The organism is Ercella succinigenes, assembly GCF_900002895.1.
Genome location: NZ_CDHP01000023.1, coordinates 1 through 17,364, shown reverse-complemented (window position 1 = coordinate 17,364; position 17,364 = coordinate 1). Strand labels below are relative to the sequence as shown.

General features: G+C 35.2%; 19 protein-coding genes. 8 read left to right on the top strand and 11 right to left on the bottom strand.

From position 1 onward, the window contains the following. Positions 1–2: 2 nt before the first annotated feature. From AC0KSB_RS06405 to hydE, 5 genes are all read left to right on the top strand, one after another. On the top strand, positions 3–1,082 hold the full coding sequence (locus tag AC0KSB_RS06405; protein WP_472307470.1) for an alpha/beta fold hydrolase: 1,080 nt from the start codon (positions 3–5) through the stop codon (positions 1,080–1,082). Between the two features lie 79 nt (positions 1,083–1,161). Then, complete coding sequence (locus AC0KSB_RS06400) at positions 1,162–1,530, top strand: hypothetical protein (protein WP_472307468.1); 369 nt, start codon at positions 1,162–1,164, stop codon at positions 1,528–1,530. Positions 1,531–1,774: 244 nt separating this feature from the next. Then, the gene (locus AC0KSB_RS06395) at positions 1,775–2,530 is read left to right on the top strand and encodes a MerR family transcriptional regulator (protein WP_472307466.1); all 756 of its coding nucleotides are present in this window, start codon (positions 1,775–1,777) and stop codon (positions 2,528–2,530) included. A gap of 251 nt (positions 2,531–2,781) precedes the next feature. After that, the gene (locus tag AC0KSB_RS06390; protein WP_472307464.1) at positions 2,782–3,042 is read left to right on the top strand and encodes a TM1266 family iron-only hydrogenase system putative regulator; all 261 of its coding nucleotides are present in this window, start codon (positions 2,782–2,784) and stop codon (positions 3,040–3,042) included. A gap of 4 nt (positions 3,043–3,046) precedes the next feature. Next, positions 3,047–4,090: a [FeFe] hydrogenase H-cluster radical SAM maturase HydE gene (gene hydE, locus AC0KSB_RS06385; protein WP_472307592.1), complete on the top strand. Its 1,044-nt coding sequence runs from the start codon at positions 3,047–3,049 to the stop codon at positions 4,088–4,090. Positions 4,091–4,102: 12 nt separating this feature from the next. Here hydE and pstB read toward each other — a convergent pair whose 3' ends face one another. From pstB to AC0KSB_RS06365, 4 genes are all read right to left on the bottom strand, one after another. Then, on the bottom strand, positions 4,103–4,861 hold the full coding sequence (pstB, locus tag AC0KSB_RS06380) for a phosphate ABC transporter ATP-binding protein PstB (protein ID WP_472307462.1): 759 nt from the start codon (positions 4,859–4,861) through the stop codon (positions 4,103–4,105). 84 nt (positions 4,862–4,945) lie between these two features. After that, the gene (pstA, locus tag AC0KSB_RS06375; protein ID WP_472307590.1) at positions 4,946–5,785 is read right to left on the bottom strand and encodes a phosphate ABC transporter permease PstA; all 840 of its coding nucleotides are present in this window, start codon (positions 5,783–5,785) and stop codon (positions 4,946–4,948) included. An 87-nt stretch (positions 5,786–5,872) separates the two neighbouring features. Continuing rightward, complete coding sequence (pstC, locus tag AC0KSB_RS06370) at positions 5,873–6,796, bottom strand: phosphate ABC transporter permease subunit PstC (protein WP_472307460.1); 924 nt, start codon at positions 6,794–6,796, stop codon at positions 5,873–5,875. Positions 6,797–6,917: 121 nt separating this feature from the next. Continuing rightward, positions 6,918–7,838: a phosphate ABC transporter substrate-binding protein gene (locus AC0KSB_RS06365; protein WP_472307458.1), complete on the bottom strand. Its 921-nt coding sequence runs from the start codon at positions 7,836–7,838 to the stop codon at positions 6,918–6,920. Positions 7,839–8,151: 313 nt separating this feature from the next. Between AC0KSB_RS06365 and AC0KSB_RS06360 the strand changes: the two genes are divergently transcribed. Beyond that, positions 8,152–9,189, top strand: coding sequence for an ArsR/SmtB family transcription factor (locus AC0KSB_RS06360; protein WP_472307456.1), 1,038 nt, complete (start codon positions 8,152–8,154; stop codon positions 9,187–9,189). Positions 9,190–9,343: 154 nt separating this feature from the next. After that, positions 9,344–11,032 carry an ABC transporter ATP-binding protein gene (locus AC0KSB_RS06355; RefSeq protein WP_472307454.1) on the top strand — a complete coding sequence of 563 codons (1,689 nt, stop codon included), beginning with the start codon at positions 9,344–9,346 and terminating at the stop codon, positions 11,030–11,032. 19 nt (positions 11,033–11,051) lie between these two features. On the opposite strand, the gene AC0KSB_RS06350 is transcribed toward AC0KSB_RS06355, so the two are convergent. The 3 genes from AC0KSB_RS06350 to AC0KSB_RS06340 all read right to left on the bottom strand — a co-directional run bounded on the left by AC0KSB_RS06350 (position 11,052) and on the right by AC0KSB_RS06340 (position 13,239). Continuing rightward, on the bottom strand, positions 11,052–11,774 hold the full coding sequence (locus AC0KSB_RS06350; RefSeq protein WP_472307452.1) for a DUF5131 family protein: 723 nt from the start codon (positions 11,772–11,774) through the stop codon (positions 11,052–11,054). 27 nt (positions 11,775–11,801) lie between these two features. Then, the gene (locus AC0KSB_RS06345) at positions 11,802–12,245 is read right to left on the bottom strand and encodes a GyrI-like domain-containing protein (RefSeq protein WP_472307450.1); all 444 of its coding nucleotides are present in this window, start codon (positions 12,243–12,245) and stop codon (positions 11,802–11,804) included. A 97-nt stretch (positions 12,246–12,342) separates the two neighbouring features. Further along, positions 12,343–13,239 carry a helix-turn-helix transcriptional regulator gene (locus AC0KSB_RS06340; protein WP_472307448.1) on the bottom strand — a complete coding sequence of 299 codons (897 nt, stop codon included), beginning with the start codon at positions 13,237–13,239 and terminating at the stop codon, positions 12,343–12,345. Positions 13,240–13,289: 50 nt separating this feature from the next. Here AC0KSB_RS06340 and AC0KSB_RS06335 point away from each other — a divergent pair, with 50 nt between their 5' ends. After that, positions 13,290–13,520 (top strand): DUF1858 domain-containing protein, encoded by a 231-nt coding sequence (locus AC0KSB_RS06335; protein WP_472307446.1) that lies wholly within the window; start codon positions 13,290–13,292, stop codon positions 13,518–13,520. 56 nt (positions 13,521–13,576) lie between these two features. On the opposite strand, the gene AC0KSB_RS06330 is transcribed toward AC0KSB_RS06335, so the two are convergent. From AC0KSB_RS06330 to AC0KSB_RS06315, 4 genes are all read right to left on the bottom strand, one after another. Further along, positions 13,577–14,311 carry an SDR family oxidoreductase gene (locus AC0KSB_RS06330; RefSeq protein ID WP_472307444.1) on the bottom strand — a complete coding sequence of 245 codons (735 nt, stop codon included), beginning with the start codon at positions 14,309–14,311 and terminating at the stop codon, positions 13,577–13,579. Between the two features lie 350 nt (positions 14,312–14,661). Then, positions 14,662–15,801, bottom strand: coding sequence for a carboxynorspermidine decarboxylase (gene nspC / locus AC0KSB_RS06325; protein WP_472307442.1), 1,140 nt, complete (start codon positions 15,799–15,801; stop codon positions 14,662–14,664). 11 nt (positions 15,802–15,812) lie between these two features. Next, positions 15,813–17,012, bottom strand: a complete 1,200-nt coding sequence (locus AC0KSB_RS06320; protein ID WP_472307440.1) for a saccharopine dehydrogenase family protein — start codon at positions 17,010–17,012, stop codon at positions 15,813–15,815. 67 nt (positions 17,013–17,079) lie between these two features. Then, positions 17,080–17,364: transposase (locus tag AC0KSB_RS06315; RefSeq protein ID WP_472307438.1), on the bottom strand; the 285-nt coding region annotated here is incomplete at its 5' end.

The window sequence follows — 17,364 nt, the reverse complement described above, 5'->3', positions numbered from 1 at the left end:
TAATGAAACTAATTAAAAAAATCTTGAAAATAATTTTAGTGGTTTTAATAATATGCTTACTACTTGTATTATTTATACCCTCCAGAACACCGAAGATTAAAGGAAATAATAGTGTGTCCTTAATACAGAAAGTTGAACTTGGTGGAATAAATCAGTATGTAATGATCAGAGGTAAAGACATCAATAATCCAATCCTCCTCTTTTTGCATGGTGGTCCTGGTTATGCGCAGATTTCATTTGCGCGAAAATATCAAGGAGAGTTGGAAAATCACTTCACTGTTGTCAACTGGGATCAAAGAGGATCTGGTAAGTCGTATTCGTTTAATATTCCGGAAGAGTCTATGAACAGGGAACAATTTATAGAAGATAGTAAAGAACTGATTAATTACCTATGTGAGAAATATGGCAAGGAACAAATCTATTTGGCTGGACACTCCTGGGGTACTGAATTAGGCTTATATGTGATCGATCAATACCCGGAAAAAATTGCAGCATTTATAAGCATTGGACAAGTCGTCAATGGGATCAAGAATGAAGTCGTTTCATACGATTTTGTTTTAGAGAAGGCTCAAGAAAACAATGATAAAAAAGCTCTGGAAGATTTAAATAAAATTGGCCGTCCTCCATACAAAAACATAGTTAACGATACAATTACACAAAGAAAATGGCTAGAAAAATATGGAGGAGTAGAAAGGAAAGTGAATACTTTAAATGACATTATTCTCTCAAGTATTTTTTCTCCAGAGTATACAGGTATTGATGGTCTAAAATTTGCCTTGGGAAGTAAGTTTACTGCAGATGCCATGTGGGGACATAATGTAGATTTGGATTTTGTTAGAGACCTTCCTGAAGTAAAAGTACCTATTTACTTTTGCGCAGGCAGATATGATTACAATACCCCCTCTATATTAATTGAGCAGTATTATGAATATATCACCGCTCCCCAAAAAGACTTTATATGGTTTGAAGAATCGGCACACTTCCCACATTTTGAAGAACCTGAAAAGTTCACGCAAATAGCTATACAGATAAAAGAAGATGTTGAAGGAATATCCAACAACAATAGTTTTTCTATTGAGTAAGATTATTTTTGCAGAATAATTGACCATAAAGCAGGAAAACTTGAATGTATTGTAACGAAAAAAATTCAGGAGGTCTTTAATGAAAACTGAAGTCATGTCGCACTGTGGAAACGCGCCAAAAATGGAACGGGTTATTGAATTGACGATTGCACTTGCAAAGAAAGATGTTAACTCGGTAAAAACACATGTACGTGAGGATTTTATTTGGAAAACTGTTGGTGAGGAAGATGTAATTTCATTCCACGATTTAACTCAAAAACTAGCCAAGAGACCTACCGTGGCAAAACTATTTGTTGAAAACGCATTGAGTCACGGCAACGGAGCTATGTGCGAAGGGAAGCTTTTATTTGAAGATGGAGCTATTCTCTATTTCTGTAATGTAGTTAAGTTCGTAAATACCGGAAAAAATGCATTGGTCAAAGAGGCTCATACCTATTTTGTTAATTAAGTATAGCGATTCAAAAGGATAACATCTTTCATGAAACAAGAGAAGGTTTTGGGGAAGGTTTATTTGCTGTGATTAAAGCAAATAAAGAAGTTACAAAATAATTTAAATAAAAGTCTTTACCTTTACGCTGCGTCATAGTTTATATTGTATTCGAGATCATTTAGTGGCCAATGAGTGACTTAAATTTTTTGAAGTGAATTAAACAGACTATCAAACCAACTATATTAATTTAAGAGGAGCAGCCATGGAATATAGTATCAACAAGCTCGCAAAACTGGCGGGGGTAAGTACCCGTACTTTGCGATACTATGACGAAATCAATCTATTGTCTCCAGAACGTATAAGCAGTAACGGCTATCGTGTTTATGGGGAAAAAGAAGTCAACCTGCTGCAGCAGATTTTATTTTACCGCGAACTTGGTGTGCAGCTTGATAAAATTAAAAAGATTGTATGGTCAAAAGACTATGATGGCATAGTGGCACTGCAAGGTCATCTATCTGCTCTAAAAGCAAAGAAAGAGCAGATAGAAAAATTGATTGCCAATGTTGAACAAACTATTGCTGCATCAAAAGGAGATTTAGTAATGAATGACAAACAAAAATTTGAAGGTTTCAAAAAAAAGATGATCGAGGATAATGAAAAGCAGTACGGCAAAGAAATCCGCGAAAAATTTGGTAGCGCTATCGTAGATGACAGCAATGCTAAAATGATGGGATTGACAACCGAACAATATGAGAAAATACAGAAATTATCTTGTCAAATAAATGATTCCTTAAAGCTGGCATTTGAACAAGGCGATCCTTCCAGCGAACTTGCACAAGAAGTCTGTGCTTTACATAAAGAGTGGCTAGGATATTTTTGGAATAACTACTCAAAAGAAGCACATCGTGGATTGGTGCAGACTTATGTGGATGATCCTCGTTTTAAAAAATATTATGATACAATTGCCGAAGGCTGTGCAGAATTTTTGCGTGATGCCATTATAATTTTTTGCAAGTAACTCTATCATCAAAATTTTATCAGTCTGCAGCATAATCTTGACTTGACTGTTTTATATGCTATTATCTAATTGTACTTAGTTGCAAGAATTTTCTTTCAATGAAGTTTTAAAAATACTGATGCGAAGATATAATCTGAGTTAAAGGCAATTGACTATAAGTAGTTGAATTCATGCGCCTTTCAGGCGCATTTTTTTTGAATTCAAGCAAAATGCTGAAAGTTTTTAATGAGCCTGTAAGGAGTAATTAAAGTATGGAAACCAGAGTGGCTGTAATTGGTATTATCGTTGAAGAGACAGAATCAGTTGCAAAGTTAAATGCTTTGTTGCATGAATATGCGGCATATATTATCAGTCGTATGGGAGTTCCTTACAGAGAAAAGAGTATATCCATTATCAGTGTAGCTATTGATGCACCACAAGATGTGATAAGTGCTTTGTCTGGCAAAATCGGTAAGCTGCCCGGTGTTAATGTAAAGGCAGCCTATTCTAAAGTAGGAGGCAATAATGGATAAAAATATTGCAAAGCTCATTGATAAACTGGCCGAAAACAGATCATTGACTAAAAATGAATATATTAAGTTGATTGAGGGAAGATCGGAGGAAACCGCTGAGTATTTATTTGAAAAAGCACGTGCGGTTGCACATGCTGTATACGATCATGACATATATATGCGAGGTCTTATCGAATTTACTAATTACTGTATTAACGACTGTTTTTATTGTGGCATTCGGCGAAGCAATACAAAAGCAGATCGTTACAGGCTGACAATGGAGCAAATTCTCGATTGTTGTGATTCCGGTTATGAATTAGGCTTTCGTACTTTTGTTCTACAAGGTGGAGATGATCCATATTATACAGACGAACGTATTGTAGAGATTATACGGAATATTAAAACCAAATACCCTGATTGCGCATTAACTCTTTCCATCGGAGAAAAAAGCCGTGAGAGTTATAAGGCATTTCGGCTGGCAGGAGCTGACCGTTATCTGCTTCGTCATGAAACCGCTAATGAAGTTCACTATGCTAAACTGCATCCGGACAACCTAAAATTATCTAATCGCAGACGTTGCCTCTTTGACCTGAAAGAACTGGGATATCAGGTTGGTTGCGGGTTCATGGTAGGTTCACCCTATCAATCAACAGAACATCTTGCTGATGATTTACTTTTCATAAATGAACTACAGCCTCATATGGTTGGAATAGGTCCATTCATTCCTCACCATCAAACTCCTTTTGCGAATGAAAATCAGGGGACTGTAGAATTAACTATTTTTCTTATTGGCATCATTAGGCTTATGTTGCCGGATGTATTGCTGCCAGCAACAACAGCCTTGGGAACCGTTCATCCCAAGGGGCGTGAAAAAGGCATACTAGCCGGAGCCAATGTTGTAATGCCAAACCTCTCTCCTACTTCCGTGCGAAAAAAATATCTACTCTATGACAACAAAATTTGCACTGGTGATGAAGCTGCAGAGTGTCGTATGTGCATGAGCCGACGCATGGATAAAATTGGTTATCAACTGTCTGTAAATAGAGGAGATCATAAAAATCATCTCTAAAAACATTATGTATCAGCCAAAACGTCCTGATATATAATCCTCTGTGCGTTTATCCTTCGGATTACTGAAAATGCTCGGTGTATCATTATATTCAATAATTTCACCCAATAAAAAGAAAGCGGTTTTATTGGATATACGGCTTGCCTGCTGCATATTATGTGTAACAATCACAATTGAATATTTATCTTTCAATTCTACTGCAAGATCTTCTATTTTCAGCGTTGACATAGGATCCAGTGCAGATGTTGGTTCATCCATAAGAAGAACTTCAGGTTCAACCGCAAGCGCTCTGGCTATGCACAATCTCTGCTGTTGTCCTCCGGAAAGACTGAGAGCGTTTTTCTTTAAACGATCTTTTACCTCATTCCAAATAGCTGCGTTAGTAAGACTTTTTTCTACAATTTCATCCAGCTGATTTTTCTTTTTTATTCCATGTGTTCTTGGACCATATGCTATATTATCGTATATGGACATTGGAAAGGGATTGGGTTTTTGGAAAACCATACCCACTTTCTTGCGAAGATCTATCGTATCACAATCCTCATAAATATTTTCCCCATCAAGCAGAATCTCTCCTGTTATTTTGCAGCCTTCTATTAAATCGTTCATACGATTAAGAGTTTTAATAAAGGTAGATTTACCACAACCGGACGGGCCAATAAAAGCAGTTATCTGTTTTTCAGGAATACTAATATTTATGGATTTGAGAGCCTGAAAATCTTTGTAAAACAAATCAAGGTTTTTTGTTATAATTTTATCTTCTTTATTCATTAGATTCTCCTATAATAATTATTTTCTAATAAATATAAAAATCTTATACGTCATTATTTATTATAATCATTGCATAAAAAAAACTTAATCAGATAATGATTTTCTCATTAAGTGTTTGCCTATTCTATTCGCAATATAATTGATTACGGCAACCGTTATAAGCAAAACAGTTGCAGTGGCATATGCTTTTTCAAAAGAAATTGCTTCTTTGGCAAGAAGGAAAAGATGGACGGATAAAGTTCTGCCTGAATGTGTAATTGTAGTTGGAACCTGCTGCGTCATAGCCGAACCTGCAGTAAAGTACAAAGCCGCCGTTTCACCGACCGATCTACCTATACTAAGAATAACAGCTGCAAGAATACCGTGGATAGAGCTTGGCAAAACAACCTTTATGATAGTCCTTAGCTTTGAGGCACCTAATGCAAGAGAACCTTCACGATAAGCAACAGGAACGGCTTTGATAGCTTCTTCTGTTGTCCTGACAATAGTTGGCAAAACCATAATACTCAAGGTCAAAGCACCAGATACTAAAGACCAGCCCATATTAAGTATAATTACAAAAAACACATATCCAAATAATCCATATATTATTGATGGAATTCCGGCAAGCGTCTCTGTTGAAAACCTGATTATTCTTATAATTTTCCCAGGTTTGGCATATTCTACCATATATATCGCAGCACCCACACCTATGGGTGTAGAAATACCTATAGCCAGAACTATTACATATACCGTATTGACGACCATTGGCAAAATACCTCCGTCAATACCGTTGTTTCTAGGTGTAGAAGTCAAAAACTCCCATGAAATATGTGGTATTCCCTGCGAAAAAACAAATGCAACTATCCAGGCAAGAATGCCTATAGTTATCAAAGCAGCAGACCAGATCAAGACTCTTGCAATCATATCTTTGATTTTTCTCATATAAATCCTATTATTCATAGTTTTTGCCCTGGAAACTTTTTTCCCTATTGCGTCATTTACTAATTCACTCATTTTAAACTCTCCAAGCTAAACTTCTCTGGATCTGTTGGCAATAATATTTACAATTACATTTAATATCATAATAAATATAAAAAGAATTATGCCGGTTGCAAAAAGAGCTTCCCTATGCAGACCGAAAGCATAAGACATTTCCAAAGCAACATTACCGGTTAGCGTACGAATTGGTTGGAATAATGATTTTGGTATCATAGGAGCGTTACCCGCAACCAGGATTACAGCCATTGTTTCACCTACTGCACGTCCTATTCCTAGAATAATTGCTGTAATAATACCTGACTTTGCTGCTGGCAAGGTCACACGGAAAACAGTCTGAATTTCAGATGCACCCAGTGCAAGCGATCCTTCCTTGTATGACTCAGGTACAGCTCGTATGGAAGCTTCTGAAATACTGACTACAGTAGGCAGAATCATTATGCCCAGCACAAGACAAACAGCCATTAGGCTGTTACCAGGTTGAGCAATATGCTCTCTAATCAGTGGGACAAAAACCATTAATCCGAAAAAACCGTAGACAACAGACGGTATGCCTGCAAGCAGTTCAACAGCAGGCCTTACTATACGACTTACTCCCTTTGGTGCTATTTCTGAAAGAAAAACAGCTGTTAAAAGACCAATCGGAACTCCTATAATAATCGCACCTACTGTTGCATATACAGAACCTATTATCATAGGCAGTATTCCATATAAATCCTTAGCTGTTGGTCTCCATTCCGTTCCCAGCAAAAAAGATGACAGACCTATTTGTCCAAATGCCGGAAATCCGCTTTGGAAAATATAAACACTGATAACAATAATCGACAAAACTGCAACTGATGCACAAAGTAAGAATATATACTCAACGAGCTTATCCATTTTTTTATTCGCACCATTTAGTTTTAGTTTATTGTCAGATGCATCTGATTTGAGTTTTTCTCTTATGTGTCTAATCATTTTGACCTCTTATTAATACATAGTATTTTCATTTTTTCTTAAACGTGTCAGTTTCATGCACAGAAAACTTCCGTGCATGAAACTTTTGACAATCTTTTATAATTTTTTATACATTTTACTTTTAGCTTACTGCGATATATTTTTCAGATACAATTTCCTGTCCTGCTTCACTAAGAACAAAATCTAAATAAGCTGATCCAAGTTCGTTTACATCTTCAAGTGCTATCATAATGAAAGGTCTGGATACCGGATAATCTCCTGCAACAATATTCTCAACTGTTCCTTCGAAACCATCTATTTTCAAAAGTTTTGTCTCATCATCAACATATCCAAGAGAAAGGTATGCAATCGCATTTTTATTAGTGATAAGATTTGATTTAACATTACCGTTACCATCACCAATAACAGCGTCTACTCTCAGTTCACCTTCATATCCGACAATTTCTTCAAAGGCACCACGTGTTCCAGAACCTTCTTCACGACTTACTACAACAATTTCTGCATCATCTCCGCCAACTTCACTCCAGTTGGTGATTTCGCCTACATAAATCTGTTTTAGCTGATCAAGAGTCAAAGCTTCAACTGCTGTGTTATCTGGGTGAACAACTACTGCTATACCGTCTATAGCAACAATGTACTCTGTCAATCCCCATTCTTTTTCTTCATCTTTAAGATTTCTGGAAGACATACCTATTTCAGCTGCACCATCTACCGGAGCACGAACACCAGCACTAGAGCCAATTGACTGTATGTTAATTGTTACATCCTGGTGGATAGCCATAAAAGCATCAGCCAGATCCTGTGCAAGAGGTGCAACAGATGTTGAGCCGGCTATTTCAAGTACGCCTGATAATTCTGCTGTTTGATCATCATTAGCATCTGTTTCAGAACCATTGTCATCGGTGCTGTCCGCAGTGGTAGTTTCTGCAGCAGCAGTAGTTGCCGCTGTTGTTGTTTCATTAGAATCACCACCTGAACCATTGCAGGCAGCCATGCTGAAAACCAAAGCCAGTATTACTAGTAAAATTGTAATTTTTCTCATTTTTTTTCTCCTTTTGTTTGTTATTACAGCTACACTATAAGGCAATTGTTTTTCTTTGTATTCATAACAAGATTATGTGTTTGTAAATTAGAGGTAAAAGACTTTTAGGTAAAATATAAGCGGGTAAAATGATGCCAAAATACACAAAGCAGATGAAGAAAGCTTCAAGTTTCAGCATCTCTATGTAATAAAATCTACTTTTAATCCGATTAAGCTGTTGTATATTACTTGATAACAACAACATATAGGATTAAACTCTATTTAATTAGAGCTTGATCTAATTGAATACTATGCTAAATGTTAGGAATGAAATATGATGCAAGGTAGAATATTTAAAGAACTTGATCCTTTAGTAGAAACTATAGGTTTACTTGCTCAAAGCTATGATATTGAAGCAACAAGCACCAGCCTTATTGATGCGCTTGATAGCCTTGGTTTAGATGGCAAGATGTTCTATGCAAAACATCTTAAAATATTTGATAAATATTTGCATGTCTTTCAAAAAAATCGAGTAACAAATAAAATAGATGATTTTTTCTTTAAGGACACTGAATCCGACTTTACTCCTGTTATAATTTCTTTACTAATCTCAAATAAAGAAAAGCTTAATGAAATTGATAGATATAGTAAAGATGAAATAAATCAGGAAATTTTAGATTATTTAAAAGAATTTTTGGATATTTGTTTGCCGGAAAAAACAAATAACAGTCTGGATGACATCATTACATTTTTAGATTTATCTGATTTGAAAGCTAGTGATAAATGGAAAATAATGATGATCATAAATAATCCAAAATATTATTTAAAAAGTTTAGTTGAATTAATAAATAGTAATATAACTGCTTTCAGACAGGCAGAAAGCAGTATTAACAGTAAGATAAAAAAATTGTTAAATAGTTACTATGATATTGTAGCTAATCAGGGAAATGGTCAATTCGGAGATATGGTAGCTTCATTGACCGAATGCGAAACTGACATATACCCTACATTAGCATTACCTTTATCACAAATTATTTTTGAAAAAGCAGGCTATTACGGTCTTTTAAGTTCTTTTGTATTAAGTAAAACTAAAAAACCAGGACAAACTCAAGATGATTTACTCCAGAGTCTGAAAATACTTAGTGATAAAAGTAAGCTAATGATATTGAAACTCTTAAAAACATCTCCAAAGTATAATTTGGAAATTGCAACTGAGATGGAGCTTACTGCGGCGACAGTTTCTCATCACATGGGAGCACTTCTTTCATGTGGTTTTGTAAATGTAGAAAAACATGACGGTCGTGTTTACTATAGTCTCAATCAGGATTCTATAAAAGATTTTATTGCATTATTAGAAAAAGCTTTGCTCTAAAAAAAATTCCTTTGTAGAGTAAAGGCTATGAAATTTGCAATTAAATTAGATAGCCATCTAACAAAGTTGACACACGTCTACTTTTATTTTATATTTTTATTTGTATCTATCAGCCCAACTAATAAAAAAGAATACACAAGTGAGGATTATAGAAATGAAATCAATTTTGAGACAAAATAAATTATTACTTTCAATAACTGTAATCATAAGCGTAATATCTTCTGCTGCTTATGTGTACATAGCCATAATTCTGCAACGGGTAACTGACATTGCTCTTAGCGGGAACATGTCTGCTTTTAGAGATATAGTTATACAATCTGTATTGTACTTGCTTACACTTGGAATTCTTAATTACATTTATTCTTTATGCAGCAAATATCTGATCTGCAAAATTATCCTGATACTTAGAAAAAAACTTTTTAGAGGCATACTAAACAGAAACAGAGAAGATTTTTTCAAGGTAAACACAGCAGAGTACATATCGACCTTTACAAATGATATTAAACTGGTTGAAGAAAACTACATAAATCCTCTGCTTATTCTTTTACAAAACATTATTATATTTATAACTGCATTAGTTGTATTATTTATCATAAGTCCGATTATTGGTTTTTTCCTAATAGGCTGTCTTTTTCTTATGTTAACTATACCGGGACTTTTTGGTAAAGCTTTGCAAAAAAGACAAGATATAGTTTCTAAAAAATTATCTGCTCTTACCTCTAAAATAAAAGATATTTTTGCAGGATATGATGTTATTAAATCATATCAAATGAACAGTCATGTACACTCACAGTTTAAAGAAGAAAATCAGGAAACAATCAAAGCAAGATTCAATGCTGATAAAATGGTCGCAGCAAGTGAAAGCAGTTCAGAAATATTAGCATATATCACTTTGTTTTCAGGTTTTTTCATAGGCGCCTATCTTATTATAACTGGAAATATTACTGCAGGAATATTACTAGCTCTTATACAGTTAAGTAGTTCTTTTGTAAACCCGCTGATGATAATTATGCAATGCCTGCCTTTAATTCAAGGTGTAAAACCAGTTCTAAAAAGAATCGAAAATATGTCAGATTACAGTGATACTTCTTTTACAGGTACAAAACCACCAGAATTCAACCGACAAATAAAAACTGAGAATGTCAGTTTCAGTTATAACAATAATCAGAAAATTATTGATGATATCAGTTTGACAATAAAAAAGAATCATAAATATGCTGTAATTGGACATAGTGGCTGCGGCAAGACTACTTTAATTAAACTTCTGACCGGTTGTTATGCCGGTTTTGAAGGCAACATATTATTTGATGACGATAATATGCGTCTGCTCGATATAAATAAAATCAATGAAATGATAGCAGTTATTCACCAGAATATTTACATGTTTGATGATAATATAAAAAATAATATCTGCCTTTACAATGAATATGATGAAAATAACTTAACAAGAGTTTTAACATTGAGTGGCATAAATAAATTTATTAATAATATGCCTGACGGCCTTGCTTCTTTAGTCGGTGAAAACGGTTGTAATATTTCAGGAGGTCAAAGGCAAAGAATTGCTGTTGCCCGCGCACTTATTCAAAATAAGCCTTTATTGATTCTCGACGAGGGAACAGCAGCAATTGATATGCAGACTGCTTACGATATTGAAAGCAGCCTGCTTAAACTCGATGACCTTACACTTATAACAATAACTCATAATATGAACTACGATATCCTAAGTTTGTACGATCAAATAATTTACATGGAAGATGGTAAAATAATTGAATCTGGAAACTTAAAAGAACTTTTACAGCTTAATGGCAGTTTTTACAATTTTTTCAATTTGAAAAAGGAATAATTCACAAAGTATATTATATTTAAAACAACTTTTTGCCATCAAGAATATTAATGTCACATTCTTTTGCAATGCTACCTTGTTTATAAGGATTAATTCTTTGTGTTTTGCCATTGTGTACAAAAAGCGAGCCCGTTCCTTTGAACCAAAAAGTAACCCCTTGTTCTATACACTGTTTGCGGATATCAAGTACCCAGTCATAATTGCAAGCTCGAGCATCACGTCCACTTTCTCCGCAAACAGTAACATGCTCAATCCGGGAAAGATATTTTGAAAGATCAATGGGTTCTAAAAGAGGCGAACAAGCAATAAATCTACGTTTTATTGGTTGAGATAAAAACATGGGCAGGCGAAAATCAGCGGTTTGTTGATTTTCAACGGTGCAGCCGATATTGACATTATTATAGCCATCTCCCCAATCAGAGGGGCAGACTTTGATAAAGCGGTCAATACGTTTAGTCAGTATCAAAAAATCTAAATCCTGTCTTTCTTTAATCATTGCCCAGACTTCTCCCCGCCATTCATCAGCCTCTGGCAAAAAAAAGTCCGAAGAAAAACAAGTTGCAACAATCTTCCCGCTTGCCACTTTATACAAACCTTTAGCAGTTTTTTTTACAGGTTTATCAAAATCGTTTGTTTTTTCTATATTGTTTTGTCCGTACCTTTTTGAGTATGGACCATAAAAATAACAATATTTACACCCTTCACTAATAGGATAACAACCTGACCATGGCTCCCAATTCAAACCTTATCACTTCCTTTTAATAAATAATTATTTCTTTAATGCTATATAAATGTCAATATCAGCATTTTCCCAGTCACTTGTTAAATATTCTTCAAAATCTCCGGTAAAGCTTCTATCAAGATCCATCTTCCAAATTTCTTCCCATGCCTCCGATACAGCAGTAACCATGTGTCCATGTATAGAGAATTTTGCGTATTTTCCTGCAGGAATAATTTTAAAATCCAATTCATCGTTTTCCTGCTTTGAAACTTCGTTGCCTGCAGTAACACAAAACTTGTCATCTGAATAGTCTGAATATAATCCAATTGCATAATCATTTACTTTGTTTTTTATTGAGACATTTATACCTCCCTGGTATAATTTTTCCCAAAGTCCGCCAATAATCTTACCGGCATCAGGATCTGTGTTGCTTGTCACTGCACTAACTCCCACAACAATCTTTTGTTCCAATTCTACTACTTCGTAATTCATCTTAAATACCTCCATTTTTTCATGACTCCTTATATTTTTTCTTGAAGTCATTGATAGAGATATTATATTCTCCTTAATATGACAACAGCCCGTCTTATTATATATATTTCTCCAGCATTTTTTGTAATTCTGCTTTAATACTGTTTCTCACATCTACTGGTTCTAAAACCTCACACTGACTGCCAAAAGTTGCAATATAATACAGTATCCATTCTCCTTTTGGGAAATTAATTTCTGCAATAAAACTACCGTCGCTTTGCCGTTCATATTTATCAAACTCATCGTATACTCTGTAAGCAAGCTCTGAGCTTAGTTTTACTTTTAATCTAACATATTCGTCCTGGAATAAATTTTCTTTGTAAAACACTTTTGGGGGTGATTTCCTTTGAAAACTTTGCTCTGATGCAATAATATCTCTGATTCGTCTTAATTTAAAAAAACGAAAATCAGATCGTGATTGACAATAGCCGTATAAATACCATGCACCACTTTTGAAGCAAAGTTTTAGAGGTTCAACCTCTCTTCTTGTTTGTTGCCCTTTTACACTTGCATAGGTAAAGCAAAGTCTTTTTTTTCTTAATATTGCAATTTTTATAATATTAAATATATCTGTTTCATTCTGTGCGTTAATCCAGGAAGAAAAATCTACTTCTATCCAATCTGTATTTGATTCACCAAATAAGCAACTAAGTTTATTAAGTGCATTATTGGTTTTGCTAAGATTGACGGCATTTACTGCTTTAAGAGAAGAAAGAATATCTTCTTTTTCCTCATCTGTAATTACAGCTTTATTCAAAACAAAATCTGGAAGCAAGGAAATACCACCACCCTTACCTTTACGCATATAAACAGGTATTCCAGCAGATGATAGTGTTTCAATATCTCGATAAATAGTTCTTGGAGAGACTTCAAAATGTGCTGCAAGCTCTCTGGATGTTACTGTTTGTTTATCAAGCAAAATATATACTATTTCAAACAATCTGTTGATTTGCATTATTTCCTCCGGCTTGCTAAAGCCATCTTCTAGATAAAGGAGCTTCTATTATGAACAATCAGAAAATAGATTTAACTAAAAGTGTTTATGAGCTTTGCCGTGAAAATCCATCTATAGCGGATATTCTAGCCGAACTAGGTTTCACAGATATTACAAAACCCGGCATGCTGCAGACAGCAGGACGTTTCATGACTATTCCCAAAGGTGCCGCAATGAAGCATATTGATCTCTCCCTGATTCGCCAAACCTTTAGCGAGCATGGCTATGAAGTTATAGAATAAAGTTATTTTCACTCAAATAATTCTATTCTGGCAAAATAAATAGCAGGCAGTATAATTTATATTTCATAAGGTGGCTTACCCTCCCGGCGAATATTTATTTCGTCAATAACAGCATGTGATCTGTGCTCAAGCAAGAACATAATAATTTCTGCAATGTCTTCTGGTGTTATCATTCCTTCTTGCGAAAGATCGGGTCTAGCTACTTTTAACATATCTGTAAATACTCCGCCAGGACAAACTGTATGCACACGAATTCCCTCAGTATACACTTCATTTGCTAAGGATTTACTAAAGCCTCTAAGAGCATGTTTTGAAGCTGCATAAGCAGCTTGTCCTGCATAGCCTTTATGTCCAAGTGTTGAGGCAATATTTATAATTGTCGCATGATCAGATTTTCTTAAATATGGTAAAACAAGCTGGCACAGTATAAATGGGGTTCTCACATTTATATCGTATATTTGATCAAACTGTTCAATTGTAGTTTGTTCAAAAGGACTGTTCAATGCCATACCGGCATTATTTATCAGAATATCTATAGCACCAAAATGTTCATACGTTTCTTTTATACAGCTATCAAGAAAAACTTTATTTGTTAAATCTCCTGGAATTACCAATAATTCTGTGTTTTCAGATTTTATAAGCTCTACTGTTTCATTAAGTTTATTTAAATTATTACCACCGCAAAGTGCTATTCTGGCACCAGCCTCAGCAAGACTTAAAGCAGCTTGTCTGCCGATACCGCCACCAGCTCCTGTAATAATAACTACTTTACCCTCAATAGACTTTTTCATAAACAAAACCTTCTTTTCTGTTTTCCTACAATATATCAATATCCCATGGATAAAGACAACACAAAAAACTCTTTTCTGTTCAAAAAAAGACAATTAAACCAATTACTTACCTACCTTATTTTATTATTTTAATGCATTTACTCTCTTTCAGAGTAATAATTATACAAAAAATTTGAAATTCATTATAAAACATCTATTTTTGCCACAATAGACAGAGAAATTAAAAAAACAGCAAAATAAAACATCACCAGAATTAACTGAATGATGTTTTTACCTATAGAATTCAGGTTAATTAAACCGCTTATTCGCTATAGAATTTTTTTTGCCAAGACCAACAACATTATAATTAATTATGACAATCTGTTTCTAAAGTCTTCATAAGCAAAGTCTCTAATAGCCCTTAAACCTTCTTTTTCACTGTAAAGCATAATTGAAGGCAAAGCTATTCCATTAAAAGTATTATTTTTTACCATCGTATAGTGAGCCATATCACAGAAAACTAATTTATCTCCTGCTTTTAATGGTTCAGGAAAAGAGTAATCACCAATAATATCTCCTGCCAGACAAGTAGGGCCGCCTAAACGATACGTATAGGGATGAACTCCTGGTTTTTCTGCACCTATTATCTCAGGTCTATAAGGCATTTCCAGAACATCCGGCATATGACAGGCAGCAGAAGTATCCAGAATTGCCAGATCCATACCATTATTAAGAGTATCAAGAACCTGGGCAACAAGAAATCCTGTATTAAGCGCAATAGCTTCTCCTGGTTCAAGATAAATCTCAACCCCGTATTTATTCTGCATGAATTTTATAGAAGAAATTAGTTTTTCCAAATCATAATCAGGCCTCGTAATATGATGCCCACCACCATAATTTATCCACTTCATTCCGCTGATATATTTACCGAATTTTTTGTCTACCTCATTGATTATACGTTCAAGGGTGTCTGAATTTTGTTCACACATGGCATGAAAATGAAGGCCTTCAATACCAGTCAAATCCTGATCCTTAAAATTTTCTATTGTACTACCAAGTCTAGAGTTAGCATAACAGGGGTCATAGAGAGGTGTTTTTATTTCAGAATATTCAGGATTTATGCGTATACCACAAGAAATATGCCTATCAGAAAGAGATTTAACCTGAGACTGGTATTTACGCCACTGACTAAAAGTGTTAAACACAATATGGTCACTATATTTAACAATCTCCGGGAAATCTCGATCATTATAGGCAGGTGAATATATATGCACCTGTTTTTGCATTTCTTCATAACCCAGCCTGGCTTCATATAGAGAACTTGCTGTTATTCCATGTAAATACTGACCTATAAGAGGCATAACCGAAAACATGGAAAACCCTTTAAGTGCCAGAAGTATCTTACAGCCGGTCTGTTGCTGTACATAATCAAGAATTTCAAGGTTCTTAATTAAAAGATCCTGATCAACAACATATGCAGGTGTTGCAATTTTTGTATAATCTAATGGCATATAAAATCCTTTCAATCAATTAAATCAGGATCAAAGCTCTCCTGCCAGGGTAATCCTTGTATATTAAGCTGCTCCATAAAAGGATCAGGATCAAACTCTTCAATATTAAAAACACCTGGTTTCATCCATTTTCCGGTCAGCATCATCATTGCTCCTATCATAGCAGGCACACCGGTTGTATAAGAGATAGCCTGTGATCCTACTTCCTGATAACATTCCTGATGATCACAAATATTGTAAACATAGTATTTTACAGATTTTCCTTCTTTGGCTCCCTGGAAAACACACCCTATATTGGTTTTCCCCTTGGTTCTGGGTCCAAGAGAAGCCGGATCTGGCAAAACAGCCTTCAGAAAATGCAGGGGGGCAATTTTCTGACCATTAAAATCTATAGGTTCTATTGACGTCATTCCTACATTTTCAAGAACACGTAGATGTGTTAAATATTTTTCTGAAAAAGTCATCCAAAAACGAATTTTTTTAATCCCCTTTATATTAATCGCCAATGATTCTATTTCCTCATGATGAAGAAGATATATGTCTTTAGGTCCTATTTCAGGGAAATCATAGACTCTTTTGATTTCAAGCGGCTCCGTTTCGACCCATTTACCATTTTCCCAGTAACTTCCGGGAGCAGTTATCTCCCTGATATTTATTTCCGGATTAAAATTTGTGGCAAATGGATAGCCATGATCTCCTGCATTTGCATCAATTATATCTATTGAGTGAATTTCATCAAAGTAATGCTTCTGCGCATAGGCGCTGAAAACACTTGTTACACCAGGATCAAAGCCGCTTCCCAGCAAAGCCATGATTCCAGCTTTTTTAAAACGTTCACGGTATGCCCACTGCCACTTATATTCAAATTTGGGAATTTCAGGCGGTTCATAGTTAGCTGTATCAAGATAATGAACCTTAGTTTCCAGGCAGGCATCCATTATCGTAAGATCCTGATAAGGCAGGGCAACATTAATAACAATATCTGGTTTGTAGCTGTTTATGAGATCAACAACCTGCTGCGTAATATCAGCATCTACTTGAGCAATTTCAACCTCTGTTGCTCCACCCTCCAGTTTGCTTTTGAGAGCTTCACATCTGGCTAATGTACGGCTGGCAATACAAATCGAACTAAATACTTCAGGATTCTGACAGCATTTGTGGGCAACAACTCCGGCAACTCCACCTGCACCTATAATTAAAGCTCTGCTCATAATTAACCTCCTGTCTTTAGTCAAGTCCAAAAAGTTGGTGTAAATTGTCTTCCGGTATCTGCATGAATCAGGTGACAACATGCAGGTATGCTGCTCGTTCTGCTAACGCTTCTTTTCTTGCTGTTTCTCTCTCATCAAAGTAGCGATCCATTATGAAATACTTTTTGCCGGTCAACCATTTTTCATGGTGCTCCATCAGAACTGCTCCCATCAGTCGGATAAGACTGTCATCATTGGGGAATATCCGTATAACGCGTTCCCTACGACGTAGCTCTTCGTTGAGTCGTTCTATGCTGTTACTGGTTCTCAGTCGTTTGCGATAGGCTTCCGGCAAAGCAAAAACAGCCGTAAT

What these genes read in the sequence shown, in the direction of transcription:
- AC0KSB_RS06345 (WP_472307450.1), bottom strand. Translation starts at nt 12,245, where the DNA reads ATGAATTACGAAGTAGTAGAATTGGAACAAAAGATTGTTGTGGGAGTT.
- pstA (WP_472307590.1), bottom strand. Translation starts at nt 5,785, where the DNA reads ATGAGAAAAATCAAAGATATGATTGCAAGAGTCTTGATCTGGTCTGCT.
- AC0KSB_RS06360 (WP_472307456.1), top strand. Translation starts at nt 8,152, where the DNA reads ATGATGCAAGGTAGAATATTTAAAGAACTTGATCCTTTAGTAGAAACT.
- AC0KSB_RS06330 (WP_472307444.1), bottom strand. Translation starts at nt 14,311, where the DNA reads ATGAAAAAGTCTATTGAGGGTAAAGTAGTTATTATTACAGGAGCTGGT.
- AC0KSB_RS06320 (WP_472307440.1), bottom strand. Translation starts at nt 17,012, where the DNA reads ATGAGCAGAGCTTTAATTATAGGTGCAGGTGGAGTTGCCGGAGTTGTT.
- AC0KSB_RS06395 (WP_472307466.1), top strand. Translation starts at nt 1,775, where the DNA reads ATGGAATATAGTATCAACAAGCTCGCAAAACTGGCGGGGGTAAGTACC.
- AC0KSB_RS06340 (WP_472307448.1), bottom strand. Translation starts at nt 13,239, where the DNA reads ATGCAAATCAACAGATTGTTTGAAATAGTATATATTTTGCTTGATAAA.
- AC0KSB_RS06365 (WP_472307458.1), bottom strand. Translation starts at nt 7,838, where the DNA reads ATGAGAAAAATTACAATTTTACTAGTAATACTGGCTTTGGTTTTCAGC.
- AC0KSB_RS06390 (WP_472307464.1), top strand. Translation starts at nt 2,782, where the DNA reads ATGGAAACCAGAGTGGCTGTAATTGGTATTATCGTTGAAGAGACAGAA.
- AC0KSB_RS06355 (WP_472307454.1), top strand. Translation starts at nt 9,344, where the DNA reads ATGAAATCAATTTTGAGACAAAATAAATTATTACTTTCAATAACTGTA.
- pstB (WP_472307462.1), bottom strand. Translation starts at nt 4,861, where the DNA reads ATGAATAAAGAAGATAAAATTATAACAAAAAACCTTGATTTGTTTTAC.
- AC0KSB_RS06405 (WP_472307470.1), top strand. Translation starts at nt 3, where the DNA reads ATGAAACTAATTAAAAAAATCTTGAAAATAATTTTAGTGGTTTTAATA.
- pstC (WP_472307460.1), bottom strand. Translation starts at nt 6,796, where the DNA reads ATGATTAGACACATAAGAGAAAAACTCAAATCAGATGCATCTGACAAT.
- nspC (WP_472307442.1), bottom strand. Translation starts at nt 15,801, where the DNA reads ATGCCATTAGATTATACAAAAATTGCAACACCTGCATATGTTGTTGAT.
- AC0KSB_RS06400 (WP_472307468.1), top strand. Translation starts at nt 1,162, where the DNA reads ATGAAAACTGAAGTCATGTCGCACTGTGGAAACGCGCCAAAAATGGAA.
- AC0KSB_RS06335 (WP_472307446.1), top strand. Translation starts at nt 13,290, where the DNA reads ATGAACAATCAGAAAATAGATTTAACTAAAAGTGTTTATGAGCTTTGC.